The sequence below is a fragment of the Roseateles paludis genome (assembly GCF_039872745.1).
Taxonomy (GTDB): Bacteria; Pseudomonadota; Gammaproteobacteria; order Burkholderiales; family Burkholderiaceae_C; genus Pelomonas; species Pelomonas paludis.
Genome location: NZ_JBDPZD010000001.1, coordinates 341,330 through 355,863 on the forward strand (window position 1 = coordinate 341,330; position 14,534 = coordinate 355,863).

Below are 14,534 nucleotides of genomic sequence, written 5' to 3' on the forward strand. Positions count from 1 at the left end.
TGCCGCCATAGCTCAGCAGGAAGAGCGCCGGTCTGTCGAACCGGAGGGCGCGGGATCGAAGCCCGCTGGCGGCGCCATGACAGAAGGAGACCATCGTGAACAAACCAGACACCGACGCCTGCTTTCCAGGTAATGAGCAAACGCCGCAAGGGGTTCCCTTCGGAGACCCAAGTCAAGCGCGGTGAACGCGTCGTTCGCGGCGACAAGGAGCTTCTGGAGAAGCTCGGCCGCAACGACCCCTGCCCTTGTGGGTCAGGGAAGACGTTTCAAGCGCTGCTGCCTCCGCAGCGGCTGCTTTTGACGGGGTGAACCGGCATCACTACCAGCGCTGAGCAGGCGCTGGCTCGCCCAGCTGATGGGGTGTAGCTCAATGGGAAGAGCAGCGGACTTTGACTCCGCAGGTTGCAGGTTCGAACCCTGCCGCCTCTGCCAGTAGTTTTTGAATCGTGCCCAGCCACTGAAAGGAGGACGCCATGCACGATGTATTGCAGTTGGACATGTCGGGCCTGCCGCAGGCCTGGATCTCGGTCGAGCAGGCGGCGGGCTATGTGGCCACCCGTTCGGTGGCCTGGTCGCTGGGCGAAGTGCCGCTGGCCGTGTTGCGCGGCGGCACCAACGTGCGCACGGGGCAGCAGTCGGTGCTTGAGGTGCCGGCCATCCTGGCCTTGCGCGGCCATTCGCGTTTGAACCTGTTCGACGTGACGCCGTGCTTCAGCAAGGCCAAGGTGATCCGGCGCGATCGCCAGACCTGCGCCTACTGTGGAGACAGGCAAGACGCGCGCGACCTGACGGTCGACCACATCCTGCCGGCCTCACGCGGTGGCCCGCTGAGCTGGATGAACACGGTGGCGGCCTGCCGGGCCTGCAACGCGCTGAAGGCAGACCGCACACCGGAGGAAGCCGGCATGCCTTTGCTCTTCACGCCGTATGTGCCGAGCCGCTTCGAGGACTTCCTGCTCAAGGGCAGGCGCATCCGGGCGGACGTGCATGAATGGCTGGCCGCACGGCTGCCGAAGGAATCGCGCTTGAGCTGACCCGCACACGGTCAACTCAAGCGCCACAAGGTCTGCCTCGGAAGGCAAAGGCTCACAGGTCAGGGGGTCCACACCCCCGCCGGTGCGATGGGGCCGGGCTCGTCCCGTTGCTGCGTCGCATGCCGCCTTGCTGAAAGAGGCCGATGGGCGAAGACATGGGTGTCTCGCAAGGGTCGGGTTCGATTCCTGACTTCGCCGCCACTGGATAGCTCAGTCGGGTAGAGCAACGGACGATTAATCCGTGTGTCGTGGGTTCGACTCCCACTCCACCTCTGGCCTATCACGCCAGTGAAACCACGGTCGCAAGACCACCCCGCCGAACGTGCCGGCCAGCCCTTTGGGGCGAGCAGGCATCAGCGTGGTCACCCGTGCCTCGGGCACGCGGGGCCTGCGTTCACGGTCAGTTCGAGGTTTGCTCAGGGAGGGCAGGCCCATGAACGCGCCGCGACACCCAGGCCCTGGCATCCGAGGTCCGTGCCCGCGCTGTAACGGCACCCCATTTCAAACCACACGCTGAACCCATCAAGAAGGAGAAAACCATGACCATCAAGCGTGTCACTGTGAAGAAGAACGAGCGCGGCGTGCTGCTGCGCAATGGCGACTTTGAGCGCGTGCTGCAGCCCGGCACGCATTGGCTGTTTGCCGGCCTGGACAAGCTCCAGGTGGAAGTGTTCTCGCTGGAGAACACGGCCTTTGTGCACCGGCTGACGGACTACCTGCTGGCCAAGGAGCCCGAGGTGGTGGCGGCTGAGTTCGTGCGCGTGGAGCTGGACGCCGACCAGGCGGGCTTGCGCTTCGAGAACGGCGTGCTGGTGGAGTTGCTGCCGCCTGAGTCGCGGCGTCTGTACTGGAAGGGCCTGGTGGACGTGCGGGTCGAGGTGATCGACCTGGCGCGCTCCATCGAGCTCTCGCCGGCGCTGACGGCGCGGCTGGTGCAGACGCAACTGCGCCCGCGCAGCGTGGCTGGCCTGGCTGGCGTGCTGCAGGTGGTGGTGCCCGAACACGGCGCTGCCATCCTGTGGGTGGACGGCAAGATCGACCGCCTGCTCGGCCCAGGCTCGTTCGCGTTCTGGAAGTTCAACCGCAGCGTGAACGTGGAGCTGGTGGACTTGCGTCTGCAGGCCGTGGAGGTCACGGGCCAGGAGATCCTGACCCGCGACAAGGTGGCCTTGCGCCTCAACCTCTCGGCGACCTGGCGCTTCTCGGAGGTGCTGACCGCCTACAAGGCGCTGGCCAAGCCGGCCGAGCACCTGTATCGCGAGCTGCAGTTCGGGCTGCGCGCGGCCGTGGGCACGCGCTCGCTGGATGAACTGCTGGAGAACAAGAGCGTCATCGACGAGGTGGTGACCGCCCAGGTCAAGGCCAAGCTCGCGAGCTTCGGCATTGAGTTGGCCGGTGTGGGCGTGAAGGACATCGTGCTCCCGGGCGAGATGAAGACCATCCTCGCCCAGGTGGTGGAGGCCGGCAAGTCGGCCGAGGCCAACGTGATCCGCCGCCGCGAGGAAACCGCTGCGACCCGCTCGCTGCTCAACACGGCCAAGGTGATGGAGGACAACCCCGTCGCCCTGCGCCTCAAGGAGCTCGAAACGCTGGAACGCGTGGCCGAACGCATCGACAAGATCTCCGTGTTCGGAGGTCTGGACCAGGTACTCAATGGGCTGGTGAAGCTCCGTTGAATACCGCCCCTGGCTGGCCCGCTGGCCGGCCAGGGCTCTGCATAGGATTCAAGATCATGGAACCCTCATTCATCGAAGAACCGGTCGCCGGCGGCGTGCCCCTCAAGATGTGGACGCACGGCGTGCCGGTGGAGGACGGGGCCAAGCGCCAGCTGGCCAATGCCGCGCGCCTGCCCATCGTGTTCAAGCACATCGCCGCCATGCCCGACGTTCACGTGGGCATTGGTGCGACGGTGGGCTCGGTCATCCCGACGCTCAAGGCCATCATCCCGGCGGCCGTGGGCGTGGACATCGGCTGCGGCATGATGGCCTGCAAAACCACGCTGACGGCCGAGGACCTGCCCGACAACCTCGCGCCGCTGCGAGCGGCCATCGAGCGTGCCGTGCCCCACGGCCGTGTGCCGGGCAACCGCGACCCGGGCGCCTGGCAGAAGCCACCGGGCTCGGTCAACACCGCCTGGGCGCAGTTGGAGCCCGAGTTCACCGAGCTCTGCCGCGACTACCCCAAGCTGGCCAAGACCAACCACATCCAGCACCTGGGCACGCTGGGCTCCGGCAATCACTTCATCGAGGTCTGCCTGGACGAAGCGGGCGCCGTGTGGTTCATGCTGCACTCGGGCTCACGCGGCGTGGGCAATGCCATCGGCACGATGTTCATCGAGTTGGCCAAGCAGGATGCCCTGCGCCACCAGGCCAACCTGCCGGACCGCGACTTGGCCTACTTCGAAGAGGGCAGCCGCTACTTTGGCGACTACGTGCGTGCAGTGGGCTGGGCCCAGAAGTTCGCGGCCCTGAACCGCGAGCTGATGATGCGTCGCGTCATCGAGGCGGCCAAGACGGTGTTGTGCAAGAGCTTCCAGAGCCACATTGAGGCGGTCAACTGCCATCACAACTACGTGCAGCGCGAGCAGCACTTTGGTGAGGAGGTCTTCGTGACCCGCAAGGGCGCGGTGAGCGCCAAAGCCGGGCAGCTGGGCATCATTCCCGGCAGCATGGGGGCGCGCAGCTACATCGTGCGCGGCAAGGGCAATGCGGAGTCGTTCGAGTCCTGCTCGCACGGCGCGGGCCGCGTGATGAGCCGTGGCGACGCCAAGCGCAGCTTCACCCTGGCCGATCACCGCGCCGCCACCGAGGGCGTGGAGTGCCGCAAGGACAAGGACGTCATCGACGAGACCCCCGCCGCCTACAAGGACATCGACGCCGTGATGGCGGCTCAGGCCGACCTGGTGGAGGTGGTGCACACCTTGAAGCAGGTGGTGTGCGTCAAGGGCTAGGAGCGCGTGAAGCCCCGAGGCAGGTCCGCGCGCCTCGCCCTTGTTCTGCCTACTTGAGCCAGCCCTTGCGCCGGAAGTAGATGAAGGGCGCGGCCACCGAGACCAGCATCAGCACCAGGGCAAAGGGGTAGCCCCAGGCGGCGTCCAGCTCGGGCATGTGCTTGAAGTTCATGCCGTAGATGCTGGCGATCAGGGTCGGGGGCAGCAGGGCGACGCTGGCCACCGAGAAGATCTTGATGATCTTGTTCTGGTTGATGTTGATGAAGCCGACGGTGGCGTCCATCAGGAAGTTGATCTTGTCGAACAGGAAGGCGGTGTGCGAGTCGAGGGAGTCGATGTCGCGCAGGATCTGGCGGGACTCTTCGAACTGCTCGGCGTTGAGCATGCGGCTGCGCATCATGAAGCTGACCGCGCGGCGCGTGTCCATCACGTTGCGGCGGATGCGGCCGTTCAAGTCTTCCTCGCGGGCGATGGCCGCCAGCACTTCACCGGCTTCGGTGTCGGTGACCTCGCTCTTGAGCACGCGGGTGGAGACGGCTTCGAGCTTGTCGTAGATGCCCTCCAGCACGTCGGCGGAGTACTCGGCGTCGGCGTCGTAGAGCTTGAGCAGCACGTCCTTGGCGTCTTCGATCAGCGCCGGGATGCGCCGCGCGCGCAGGCGCAGCAGGCGGAAGACGGGCAGGTCCTCGTTGTGGATGGAAAAGAGGACGTTGTTGAAGAGGATGAAGGCCACGCGCACGTTGTGGGCGGGGGTGCCGTCGGGGTCGTCGTTGCCCTCGATGAGGAAGTCGGTGCGGATGTGCAGCTCACCGTTGTCCTCCTCGTAGAAGCGGGCGGACTCTTCGAGGTCTTCGTCCACGATGTTCTCGGGGATGGTGAGCCCGAAGCGGTCGCGGATCCAGCCTTTTTCTTCGGCGGTGGGGCTCTCCAGGTCGACCCAGATGGGGCGGGCCTGGGCGAGTTCTTCGGCAGACTCGATTTCTTCCTGGAACAGGCCGCCCTTCAAGCGGCCGTTGTCCAGCGTGAATACGTTCAACATGCATCGTCTCCGGCAGCGCCCCGCGGGGAGTGGGTGGGGCGGGCAGGGAGGACGGCGGCGCCGTCCGGGGTGGCGGGGTTGTGGTGGGGAACCCGTCTCACTCCGGGGCGCAGAGCCTGCTTCTTGAAGCGGCTCAGCCTCTGGAGTGGACGGTCACCGAGGGTGACTGCTGTCCAAGGATTTCTCCGGTATTGGCGAGGCCTGAATTATTGCATCGCAGCACGGCCGGGGCAGCCACCGATGAGGCCCGGATAATCCCGCCTCCCTTGCTGCCGAGCGTCTCTGGAGCCGTCCATGTTTGAGCACGTCGAGCCCTATGCGGGCGACCCCATCCTGACCCTGAACGAGAACTTCCAGAAGGACCCTCGGCCGGGCAAGATCAACCTCTCGATCGGCATCTACTTTGACGACGAAGGCCGCATCCCCATGCTGCCCTCGGTGCGCGCCGCCGAGCTGGCCGTGGTGGCCGAGGCCGGCGCCCGGCCCTATTTGCCGATGGAAGGCGCGGCCAACTTCCGCAGCGCCGTGCAGGGCCTGCTGTTTGGGGCCGAGAGCAGCGCCGTCAAGGCCGGCCGCGTGGCCACCATCCAGGGCGTGGGCTCCAGCGGCGGGCTCAAAGTCGGCGCCGACTTCATCAAGCGCTACTTCCCGGGCAGCACGGTCTATTTGTCAGACCCGACCTGGGACAACCACCGCGCGGTGTTCGAAGGCGCCGGCCTGCCCTGCGAGACCTACCCCTACTACGACGCCGCCACCGGCGGCCTGCGCTTTGACGAGATGCTGGCGCGCCTGCGCAGCCTGCCCGCCAAGAGCGTGGTGCTGCTGCACGCCTGCTGCCACAACCCCACGGGCGTGGACCTGACGCAGGACCAGTGGCGGCTGCTTGCGCCGGTGCTGCAGGAGCGGGGGCTAATCCCCTTCCTCGACCTGGCCTACCAGGGCTATGGCGACGGCATCGAGCAAGACGCGTTTGCCATCCGCCTGCTGGCGGACACAGGGCTCGCCTTCTTCGTGGCCAACAGCTTCTCCAAGAGCATGAGCCTTTATGGCGAGCGCTGCGGGGCGCTGTCGGTGGTGTGCCCGGATGCCGAGCAGGCTGGCCGGGTGCTGGGCCAGCTCAAGGCCACGGTGCGGCGCAACTACTCCAGCCCGCCGCACCACGGCGGCCAGTTGGTGGCCCGGGTGCTGAGCGACCCGGCCCTGCGCGCCCAGTGGGAGGCCGAAGTGGCCGAGATGCGCACCCGCATCCAGGCCATGCGCCGCCAGCTGTTTGAGGTGCTGTCGGCCCGCCTGCCGGGCCGCGACTTCAACTACTTCCTGACCCAGCGCGGCATGTTCAGCTACACGGGCCTCTCGGCCGCGCAGGCGGACCGGCTGAAGGACGAGTTCGGCGTCTACATCCTGCGCTCGGGCCGCATCTGCGTGGCGGGGCTCAACAGCCGCAATGTGAACGCGACGGCGGAGGCTTTTGCGGCCGTGATGGCCTAGGGCCTGTTAACGCTAGGGGACTGGGTCGCGAAGGCCCACCGCCCGCTGTGCCGTCGATGTCGTAAGCCTGTTCGCCGCGACCAGCTCGCGCAGGCGTCGCTCTGCCCACATTTGTCGCGTCCCACCGCGACAGGCCCGGGGCCAGCCATGCGTTTTCCTCTCGATGTCCGATTCTGGCGGCGAAGCCCGTCTGAACAAGTACGGCGGAATGACTCTGCAGGGCAATCAACTGCCTGCCGATCAACGCCGATGCATCGAAGGGACTGAACACGGCTCACGCGCGTAGTTGCCATTCCGCCGGCTCCGACACGACAGGGCGGACTTGCTCCTTGATATGCAACTGCTTGAATTTCTAGTTGGGCCACCCTTGGCTCAAGTAGCACAACAGCATTTAGAAAACCGTCCTTACGCTTAATCAGGAGTACCGCATGATCGAAGTTCGCCCTTTTATCGACACGCCGCCGGGCAATACGGCCGCGCGCTCGGGCACAAGTCGAATTCCGACGCCATCGTGGCTTGGCCTGAAGCAGCTTGTGCTGGCGTCTGCCACCCTGGCCAGCAGTGCTTTGGGGTTGCAACCCGCACACGCCGGGACCCCGATCGGCACCGGCACGGTAGTGCTGGATGACGGCGCCGGGCTAATACCCTTCGGTGGTTATGGCGCCGCAGATCCCGTGCGTGACATCATAAGTCTAACGATGACAGATTCGACCGGATTCTGGTGGGATACGAATAGAGCGCGGAATTCGACCGCCGCCACTGTATGGCTGTTTGGCGGCCCCCTAGCGGCGCAAACCTTCACTGACCATACGCTGAACATTGCCTCAGCAGAACTATACGGAGGCGGGCTATTTTCCGATAACGCATGGAATAGTTTCCAGAAAATCTCGAACCCCGGCCAAACAGTAAATTTCAACGTGAGCGGCCAAATCTCTGGAAAATTCACGATGCGGGGCGGTTACGAGCAAAATCCTGCCGGCGGGACGCAAGGCACAACAAACTTCAACAACTATGGCAATTTCTATCAAGCACCAGAGGGTGAATTGCACCTGCAAAATGCAATGTTCAACAATAAGTCTGGTGCGACTTACAGCATATTTGGTGACACCGGCATCGACGTCTCTACCGCGTATGACGTTTACTCAGGCACTCCGACGCCTGCCCAGCAGATATTCAGCTTCAACAATGAGGCTGGCGCATTGCTCTACAAACGAGTGGGCTCTCCTGGCGTCAGCTACATAAGCCGTCTCAACAATCAGGGAGAAGTATGGGCTGAAAGCGGCACCCTCGAATTGGGTGGCGGGACTCATACCGAAGCCGCATTTCGCGGCCTCTTTGGCGGCACGGTTCTGCTTTCCGGAACACACACCATAGCCCTTGGCCCTAACGTCAATCAAACGATATTTTGGGGCGAGACCAAGCTCAGCGGAACTGCCACGCCTTCACGTGGCGGAAGCGGCACGCTCAATATCACGGGCTATCTAGGGAACTTTGGCCACTTCACTGCAGATTCGGGCAGCCAGATCAATGTGCAGAGCGGCGGAGCTTTCACCAACTGGATTCCCGGGACTTTTGAAACTGCTGCTGGTAGTCAGACCACCATTCAAGTCGGTGCTGACTTCTCCAATCCTGGCAGAGTCCTGCATGGTGGAAATATTCATAACAACGGCACCATTCAAAACTTGGACACTGGAAGCTTCACGCTGCTGGCGGGAGCTTCAATCACATCTTCGGCTGATCCACTGGACCCGGGGAAAGTGCAAGGAAAAATCAACAACAGCGGGACGTTTGACATCCAAACAAATGCCAACATCGTCGCCAAGAGCTTCACTCAATACAGTGGCAAGCTCATCGTCAACGGGACATTGAACACATTTGGCGGGGACGTATCCCTTTACGGTGGTGAGCTCTGGGGTTCCGGCACCATCAATGCCACCCTTAACGTATTTGACAACAATGGGGTGGTGGATCCATCGGATCCAAAACTATTTCCTGGAAATAGCCCAGGCACGCTCACCATCAATGGCGACCTCAATCTTTTCGGCGGCCAACTGGTACTGGAAGTGGCAGAGAAAAACGGCGTATTAGCGCACGATGTGATCGCGGCAAATCATACGTTCCTGAACGGTGCCGTCCATTTCGTGCTGGGCGCTGGCGTCACGACCGATAATGTCCGGGGTCTTGATTTTCTGGGCTGCCTTGACGCCAGCAGCTGCAGTTATGGAGATTTGTTTTCTGTGGTGATCGACGGCTACGCCAATTCGACTATTGTTGCCGATGCAGACGGGCTACATATTATGGATATTGGTGTCGCCGTCGCCGTGCCCGAACCCAAGGCCTATGCCCTGTTGATGGCCGGTTTGGGCCTGCTGGCTTTCAGGCGCCGCAAGCGCGACTGATACTTGCATGGGCCGTCAATACCCGCCTGTTTGTACACGGCTCGCTTGAATAACTCGGGTCTGGCCGGCCAGAGCCCTGCCGTTCAACGCGCTGGAGTCATCGGCCAGCTTCAATGGCGCAGCCGGGCGGGGAGGTTTAACCCTGCGGGCGCGTCTGCCGAAGGGCGGCCTCCAGCCGCTCCAGCGGTGCCTTGTGGTAGGGGTGAACACCCGGCTGGACGACGAACGCCGCTCGGGCCTCGGCCCCCCGATGCATGGCCGTGGCGCGGTCACCAAAGGACAAGGCGCACAGGCCCGACTGCGCGCGCAGCCAGGCCAGGTAGGGCGCATGGGCATAGCGCACGGGTGCCTCGGCCTGGATCTCTTTCTCCAGCGATGCCCAACCGGCGCGCGCCGTCTGCGCGTCGGCGCACTGCAGTTGCGCGCGTAACACGGCACCGCTGCCCACCCCATCCCCGGCGTCCACGGTCACCGGCACGTCTGCGATCGCGGCGCGCGCGGCCGCAAACCGGCCTCGTTCGAACTGCAGCCTCGCGGCGGCGAAATGCAGCGCTGCCACGGCCTTGGGCATGGCCGCGCCGCTGGCTGCGGCCTCGAAGTGCGGCGCCTCGGCCAGCACCCGGCCGGCTTCGTCGAACCGGCCCGCCATGGTCAAGTTGGCCGCGCGCCCAACGAAGTCGTAAGCGCTGTAGAGATGGCGCTGCTGCCCCATGGCCGCACGGAGCTTCTGGCGTTCGAGCCACAGTGCGTCGGCTTCGTCGGGGCGGCCGGTTTCGTTCGCCAGAGTGGCCAGGTAGCCCAACGCCCTGAAGCGCGGCGCGGGCGCTTCGTTGGCCTGCAGCACCAGATCGCGTCCGGCGCCCAGCCAACGCTCGGCTTCGACCAGGTTGCCGTACTGGACTTCAATCTGGCCCCGGAAGAAGTCCATCTCGGCGCGCATCAGCGCCGGCACGGGCAGCGCAGCGTTGTCGATGGCGCTCTGACTTTTGCGCAGCTCGGCCACCGCCTGCGCGTAGGGCATGTGGGGATTGTTCCCCGGCAGCAGCCACCAGAGCTGGGCGCGCTCATACGCCGCACGCACGGCATCGGGCCCGCCACGGGCCTCCAGCGCCTGCAGCGCGGCCGCGAACTGGCGCTGCGCCTCGGTATCGCCGAAGTTGCGGCGGCCGCGCTCACGGGCCAGCGCCAGGCGCATGTCAATGGCCGCCAGCGAGGTAGGCCCCTCGCGGCGCGTGGCGATCTCGATGGCCTGGGCCAACTGTCGGTCGCCTTCGTCGCCAACGGCCTGCGAGATCTGCCACAGCGCACGCCCCGCGCGCAGCCAGGCCAGCGCGAGGGTCTCTTCGCGCACGCCAGCCAAGCCCGCTTCAAGTCGGTCCAGCGTCTTGGCGGCCTCAGCTGGCTTGCCGTCCGCCAGGTGCACGCGTGCCATCAAGGCGAGGGCATCGTTGAGCGCCGCAGGCTGTCCCTGGGCGAAGGCAACTGCCTGAGCGGCATGGGTGGCCGCCTGCGCCGACTTGCCGGCACGCAACAGGTCTTCGGCGAGCTGAGCCTCGGCCTCAGCCATGGCCGGGCCACCGGCGCCGCTGTCACGCAGGGCGCCGAGTCGGCGTTGCCGGTACTCAGCCGCATAGGCGTACGCCCCCATGCTGGAGTAAATGGCTCCGACGGTGCCCTGCAACTCGGCCTGCAACGCGGGCTGGCCGACGAAGCGGGTCTGGATGAGGCGCATGCCGTTGTCCACCGAACCCTGGACGACACCGCGCGCTCCGCTGCCGTCGTGTGGCGTGCTGAGTGATGCCCGCAGCATGTCGCCGACGAAGGACTTCACCAGTTGCTCGCGCTCTGCGGCGGCGGCAGCCCGCTGCGATTGCCGCACGGCCAGGCCACCGCCGACCAGCAGCGAGAGCAGGATCAGCGATCCCGCGATCGCGGCGAGCCGGTGCCGGCGCAAGGCGATACGCAGCCGGTAGGCCAGGCTGTCGGGACGGGCGGCGACGGCATCGCCTGCAAGGAAGCGCTCAATGTCGTGGGCCAGCGCATCGGCGCTGGCATAGCGGCGCTCGGGCTCAGCATGCAGGGCGCGGCCCAGGATGGCGTCGAGGTCGCCGCGCAGCGCGCGTGCCGTGTCTCGGTCGGTCACGCGGCGGCTGGCGGGCACACGCTCACCGGCCAAGATCGCGGCCTCCAGGGCGCCCGGCGTTTCGCGCTGCGGCTTGAAGGGCAGGCTGCCGGTCAACAGCTCATACAGCAGCACGCCCAGGCTGTAGACATCGCTTTGCACGGTGGCGGGCCGGCCGCCGATCTGCTCCGGCGACGCGTAAACCGGCGTCAGCGCGCGCCCTTGTTCGAGCGTCAGTCCGGGCTGAGCGGGCCCGATGTCGTCCAGCAATTTGGAAATGCCGAAGTCGAGCAGCCGCACGCTGCCACCGGTGGTCACGAGCACGTTGGCAGGCTTCAGGTCGCGGTGCACCACCATCCGACCGTGCGCATAGGCCACCGCACGCACCACCTGCACGAACAGGCGCAGTCGATCGTGCAGCGAAACCTGGTGCGCCGCGCACCAGGCGTCGATGGGCAGGCCGTCGACGAACTCCATCACCAGGTAAGGTCGGCCAAGTTGGTCGAAGCCGGCGTCGTAGAGCCGCGCGATGCTCGGGTGTTCGAGCAGTGCGCCAATGTCACGTTCGCGCGCCATGCGTCCGGCCAGACCTTCATCCCAGGCCAGCCGCGGCAGTTTGATCGCAACGGTGCGCTTGAAGCTGCCATCGGTCCGCTCGGCCAGCCACACGCTGCCCATGCCGCCCCTGCCAATCTCGCGCAGCAGGCGATAAGGGCCGATGGCATCACCGGCGCTGGCGACGGCTTCGTGGCGTTGCAGCCGCGGCAGGCTCTGCAGGAACGGGTCAGCCTCTGCGCGGCCATCGAGCGCAAGCATCTTGCGCAACTGAGGGGCGAGGGATTCGTGCTCTGGGTCGAGGGCGTCGAGCCACCCTTGGCGTTGCTCGACGGGCAGCGCCAGTGCTTGATCAAGCAGGCTGCTCAGGGTGGTGATTTCGGACGGGCTCAGCGACATGGACAGGTAACGGCTTTCAAGCTGCCGGCGAAGCATGCGCCGTTCAGATCCGCGCCCAACGCGCCGCAGGCAGTGCCATCAAGGCATGGGCCCGCACGATAGGTGCGCAGCGTGCCGATCAGATTTCCATCAAAGCACTGAGCAACAGCCGGGCCTTTTCCCAGTCTCGTCGCACCGTACGTTCGGTCAGGTCCAAGGTTTCACCGATTTCGGTTTCGCTGTAACCACCGAAGTAGCGCATCTCCACCACCTTGGCGAGTCGTGGCTCGGCTTGGGCCAAGGCATGTAGGGCCTCGTGCACGCGCAGCAAGTCATCTTCGGCGCTGGGCAAGCTATCGGGCCTGGAGGTGTCCAGGGTCAGCATCGTGAGGCCACCGCCTCTGCGCTGGGCCTGGCTTTCTCGAACGGCGTCAATGATGACGGATCTCATCACCTGAGAGGCATAGGCGAAGAAGGCGCGCCGCTCTTCGCTATACAAGCGTCCGCCTTTGATAAAGCGCAGGTAGGACTCGTGAACCAAGGCCGTCGTATTCATCACCGTACTGCGGCCGCCGTCGAACAAGCGCGAGTGCGCCAGCTTCCGAAGTTCGGGATAGGCCGCGCTGAACAGCGCCTCTTGGGCGCCCGGCTCGTTGGCATTGACCCGCTGGATGAGCTCCCCAAGTGCAGTTGGCGGCGCAGACGGGGTAGATAGCTCGGACATCATCCAAGGCTGCCAGCCGCCAATTTCGATGTCACTCCCTCGTGCGAGGGTGACTTTTTCCCAACATCGGTCAAGCGACGGCGCCGCATCAGCCGGTGCCAGTCCAGCAGTTCCAGCGCTGCATGTTCAGCTACGCGGGCCTGCCGGCCGCGCAGGCGGACCGGCTGAAGGATGAGTTCGGCGTCTACATCCTGCGCTCGGGCCGCATCTGCGTGGCCGGGCTCAACAGCCGCAATGGGAATGCGACGGCGGAGGCTTTTGCGGCGGTGATGGCCTGTGGGGCTGTTGCTGCTGCCGGCAGCGGTGCCCGGGGGGCTTTCGTCGCAGTGGCTTTTTGGCGAGGCCCATGCCGGGAGTCCCGCCCGGCGGCGGGGTAACTTTTCTCTGTCTTGCCAGAGAAAAGTCACCAAAAGAGAGGCGCTTCCTCCACTTCAGAGGCCGACTTGCGTTTGGCAGTTCGAAATGCGAGAGAGGCGAGCCGCTGCGCTCTCGCATCGGACTTGTCGCCAGCCCGATTGATCGCATCAGTGGGCCGTTCGACGCGCGGCTGAACGCCGGGCTCACCACCAACAGCCGCGTCGCTCGGGCGACGCCCCTTTGGGATATCTCTCAGGCGTCGGCGTGCAGCCGCGCCTTAAGCGGCCAAGAGGTCGAAGCCTTGACGCTCGTGACAGGCCGGACGCGAGAGCGCAGCGGCTCGCTTCGATGCAGTGCACGGCCCGAGCAACGCGAGCGGGCTTTTCAGCGGAATGCGGATTGCATTCAGCGCCTCTTCTTTGGTGACTTTCTTCTGGCGCCGCAGAAGAAAGTTACCCGCCCGCCGGGGCGGGACCCGGCAGCAGCCGCGCCCCAAACCCACCCTCTCGCCTGAAGCGCCTGACGCGCCCGACGTTTACTTGGCGGCCGCCACAGCAGGCTTGAGCCAGCCGTTCACGTCCATCCAGTGCATGAAGACCGGGAACCAGCCGTTGGCCGTGTTGCCCGGGTAGCCCATGCCAAAGCCGTGGCCGCCGTTTTGGTAGAGGTGGAACTCGACCGGGCGGCCGGCCTCGAACCAGCTCTTGACCACGCCGAACTGACCCTTGAAGAGGAAGTCGTTGGTGGCGATGGCGGTGAACATTGCGGGTGCGTCCTTGGGCACCTCAACCGGACCCATGCCGCCGTAGATGGGGGCGATGAAGGCGAGCTTCATGGTCTTGGAGTTCAGCGTGCTGTGCATGGTCAGCCCGGCGCCGGCCGAGAAGCCCATCATGCCGATGCGTGAGGTGTCCACGCCCCACTCCTTGGCGCGCGAGACGATCAAGGCGTAGGCGGCTTCGGCGTCCTGCAGCTGGTTGTCCAGACTGAAGGCGGGCGGCCGCGCGGGCGGGGCGCTGGCGGGCGAGCCGGCGCCCACGGCGGCGAACATGTTGTTCATCGACGCGGTCAGGCCGGGGATGTTGTCAGGCGTGGGGATGAGGCGGTACTTGAGGACGAAGGCCGCCACACCGCGGTCGGCCAGGGCCTTGGCCACCTTCCAGCCTTCGTTGTTGATGGACAGCCAGCGAAAGCCACCGCCCGGTGCCACGAGCACGGCCGCGCCTGTGGCCTTGCCCGGCTCGGGCAGGAAGGGCGTGAGCGTGGCGGTGGTGACGTTGTGCACCATGGGCTCGCCCCACTGGCGGAACCAGCCTTCCTTGGCGGGCTGGTCTTTCACGCCGCCGGTGTTCAGCTTGATGGCGTTGGGCTCGGGGATGGCGTCGAGCGGGTAGATGGTGCCGTCTTGCGCAAAGGCAGGAGCGATGGCGAACAGGCCGGCCACCGAGAGGGCAGCGCGGACAAAGGAGCGACGGAGTTGCAGCATGG

10 protein-coding genes, 2 tRNA genes and 1 pseudogene are annotated in these 14,534 nt (G+C 65.3%); 9 read left to right on the forward strand and 4 right to left on the reverse strand.

Annotated elements, in window-relative coordinates; all coding sequences use genetic code 11:
- The first annotated feature begins 1 nt into the window (after position 1).
- The 6 genes from ABDJ85_RS01705 (at position 2) to ABDJ85_RS01730 (ending at position 3,984) form a co-directional block, all read left to right on the forward strand.
- Positions 2-77 (forward strand) — tRNA-Asp (locus tag ABDJ85_RS01705).
- A gap of 55 nt (positions 78-132) precedes the next feature.
- Positions 133-309, forward strand: coding sequence for a YecA family protein (locus ABDJ85_RS01710; RefSeq protein ID WP_347702994.1), 177 nt, complete (start codon positions 133-135; stop codon positions 307-309).
- Positions 310-473: 164 nt separating this feature from the next.
- Positions 474-1,034, forward strand: coding sequence for an HNH endonuclease (locus ABDJ85_RS01715; protein ID WP_347702995.1), 561 nt, complete (start codon positions 474-476; stop codon positions 1,032-1,034).
- Between the two features lie 203 nt (positions 1,035-1,237).
- A tRNA-Asn gene (locus tag ABDJ85_RS01720) sits at positions 1,238-1,303 on the forward strand.
- Positions 1,304-1,573: 270 nt separating this feature from the next.
- Positions 1,574-2,710, forward strand: coding sequence for a slipin family protein (locus ABDJ85_RS01725; RefSeq protein WP_347702996.1), 1,137 nt, complete (start codon positions 1,574-1,576; stop codon positions 2,708-2,710).
- A 56-nt stretch (positions 2,711-2,766) separates the two neighbouring features.
- Positions 2,767-3,984, forward strand: a complete 1,218-nt coding sequence (locus ABDJ85_RS01730) for an RtcB family protein (RefSeq protein WP_347702997.1) — start codon at positions 2,767-2,769, stop codon at positions 3,982-3,984.
- 49 nt (positions 3,985-4,033) lie between these two features.
- Here the strand turns inward: ABDJ85_RS01730 and corA are convergent, their stop codons facing one another.
- Positions 4,034-5,023 (reverse strand): magnesium/cobalt transporter CorA, encoded by a 990-nt coding sequence (corA, locus tag ABDJ85_RS01735; RefSeq protein WP_347702998.1) that lies wholly within the window; start codon positions 5,021-5,023, stop codon positions 4,034-4,036.
- Positions 5,024-5,317: 294 nt separating this feature from the next.
- Here corA and ABDJ85_RS01740 point away from each other — a divergent pair, with 294 nt between their 5' ends.
- Both ABDJ85_RS01740 and ABDJ85_RS01745 read left to right on the forward strand, forming a co-directional pair.
- Complete coding sequence (locus ABDJ85_RS01740) at positions 5,318-6,511, forward strand: amino acid aminotransferase (protein WP_347702999.1); 1,194 nt, start codon at positions 5,318-5,320, stop codon at positions 6,509-6,511.
- A gap of 428 nt (positions 6,512-6,939) precedes the next feature.
- Entirely contained in the window at positions 6,940-8,910 is a 1,971-nt protein-coding gene (locus ABDJ85_RS01745) for a PEP-CTERM sorting domain-containing protein (RefSeq protein WP_347703000.1), read from the forward strand.
- A 136-nt stretch (positions 8,911-9,046) separates the two neighbouring features.
- On the opposite strand, the gene ABDJ85_RS01750 is transcribed toward ABDJ85_RS01745, so the two are convergent.
- Together ABDJ85_RS01750 and ABDJ85_RS01755 are read right to left on the reverse strand one after the other, a co-directional pair.
- Entirely contained in the window at positions 9,047-12,022 is a 2,976-nt protein-coding gene (locus ABDJ85_RS01750; RefSeq protein ID WP_347703001.1) for a serine/threonine-protein kinase, read from the reverse strand.
- An 82-nt stretch (positions 12,023-12,104) separates the two neighbouring features.
- Positions 12,105-12,689 carry an ECF-type sigma factor gene (locus tag ABDJ85_RS01755; RefSeq protein WP_347703002.1) on the reverse strand — a complete coding sequence of 195 codons (585 nt, stop codon included), beginning with the start codon at positions 12,687-12,689 and terminating at the stop codon, positions 12,105-12,107.
- Positions 12,690-12,802: 113 nt separating this feature from the next.
- On the opposite strand from ABDJ85_RS01755, the pseudogene ABDJ85_RS01760 reads away from it, so the two are divergent.
- Positions 12,803-12,961, forward strand: a pseudogene (locus ABDJ85_RS01760) (aminotransferase class I/II-fold pyridoxal phosphate-dependent enzyme); the annotation flags it as partial.
- 620 nt (positions 12,962-13,581) lie between these two features.
- On the opposite strand, the gene ABDJ85_RS01765 reads toward ABDJ85_RS01760, so the two are convergent.
- On the reverse strand, positions 13,582-14,532 hold the full coding sequence (locus ABDJ85_RS01765) for an alpha/beta hydrolase (protein WP_347703003.1): 951 nt from the start codon (positions 14,530-14,532) through the stop codon (positions 13,582-13,584).
- Positions 14,533-14,534 lie beyond the last annotated feature (2 nt).

Coding starts and splice junctions, on each gene's coding strand:
- ABDJ85_RS01710 (WP_347702994.1), top strand. CDS start 133: ATGAGCAAACGCCGCAAGGGGTTCCCTTCGGAGACCCAAGTCAAGCGC.
- ABDJ85_RS01715 (WP_347702995.1), top strand. CDS start 474: ATGCACGATGTATTGCAGTTGGACATGTCGGGCCTGCCGCAGGCCTGG.
- ABDJ85_RS01725 (WP_347702996.1), top strand. CDS start 1,574: ATGACCATCAAGCGTGTCACTGTGAAGAAGAACGAGCGCGGCGTGCTG.
- ABDJ85_RS01730 (WP_347702997.1), top strand. CDS start 2,767: ATGGAACCCTCATTCATCGAAGAACCGGTCGCCGGCGGCGTGCCCCTC.
- corA (WP_347702998.1), bottom strand. CDS start 5,023: ATGTTGAACGTATTCACGCTGGACAACGGCCGCTTGAAGGGCGGCCTG.
- ABDJ85_RS01740 (WP_347702999.1), top strand. CDS start 5,318: ATGTTTGAGCACGTCGAGCCCTATGCGGGCGACCCCATCCTGACCCTG.
- ABDJ85_RS01745 (WP_347703000.1), top strand. CDS start 6,940: ATGATCGAAGTTCGCCCTTTTATCGACACGCCGCCGGGCAATACGGCC.
- ABDJ85_RS01750 (WP_347703001.1), bottom strand. CDS start 12,022: ATGCTTCGCCGGCAGCTTGAAAGCCGTTACCTGTCCATGTCGCTGAGC.
- ABDJ85_RS01755 (WP_347703002.1), bottom strand. CDS start 12,689: ATGTCCGAGCTATCTACCCCGTCTGCGCCGCCAACTGCACTTGGGGAG.
- ABDJ85_RS01765 (WP_347703003.1), bottom strand. CDS start 14,532: ATGCTGCAACTCCGTCGCTCCTTTGTCCGCGCTGCCCTCTCGGTGGCC.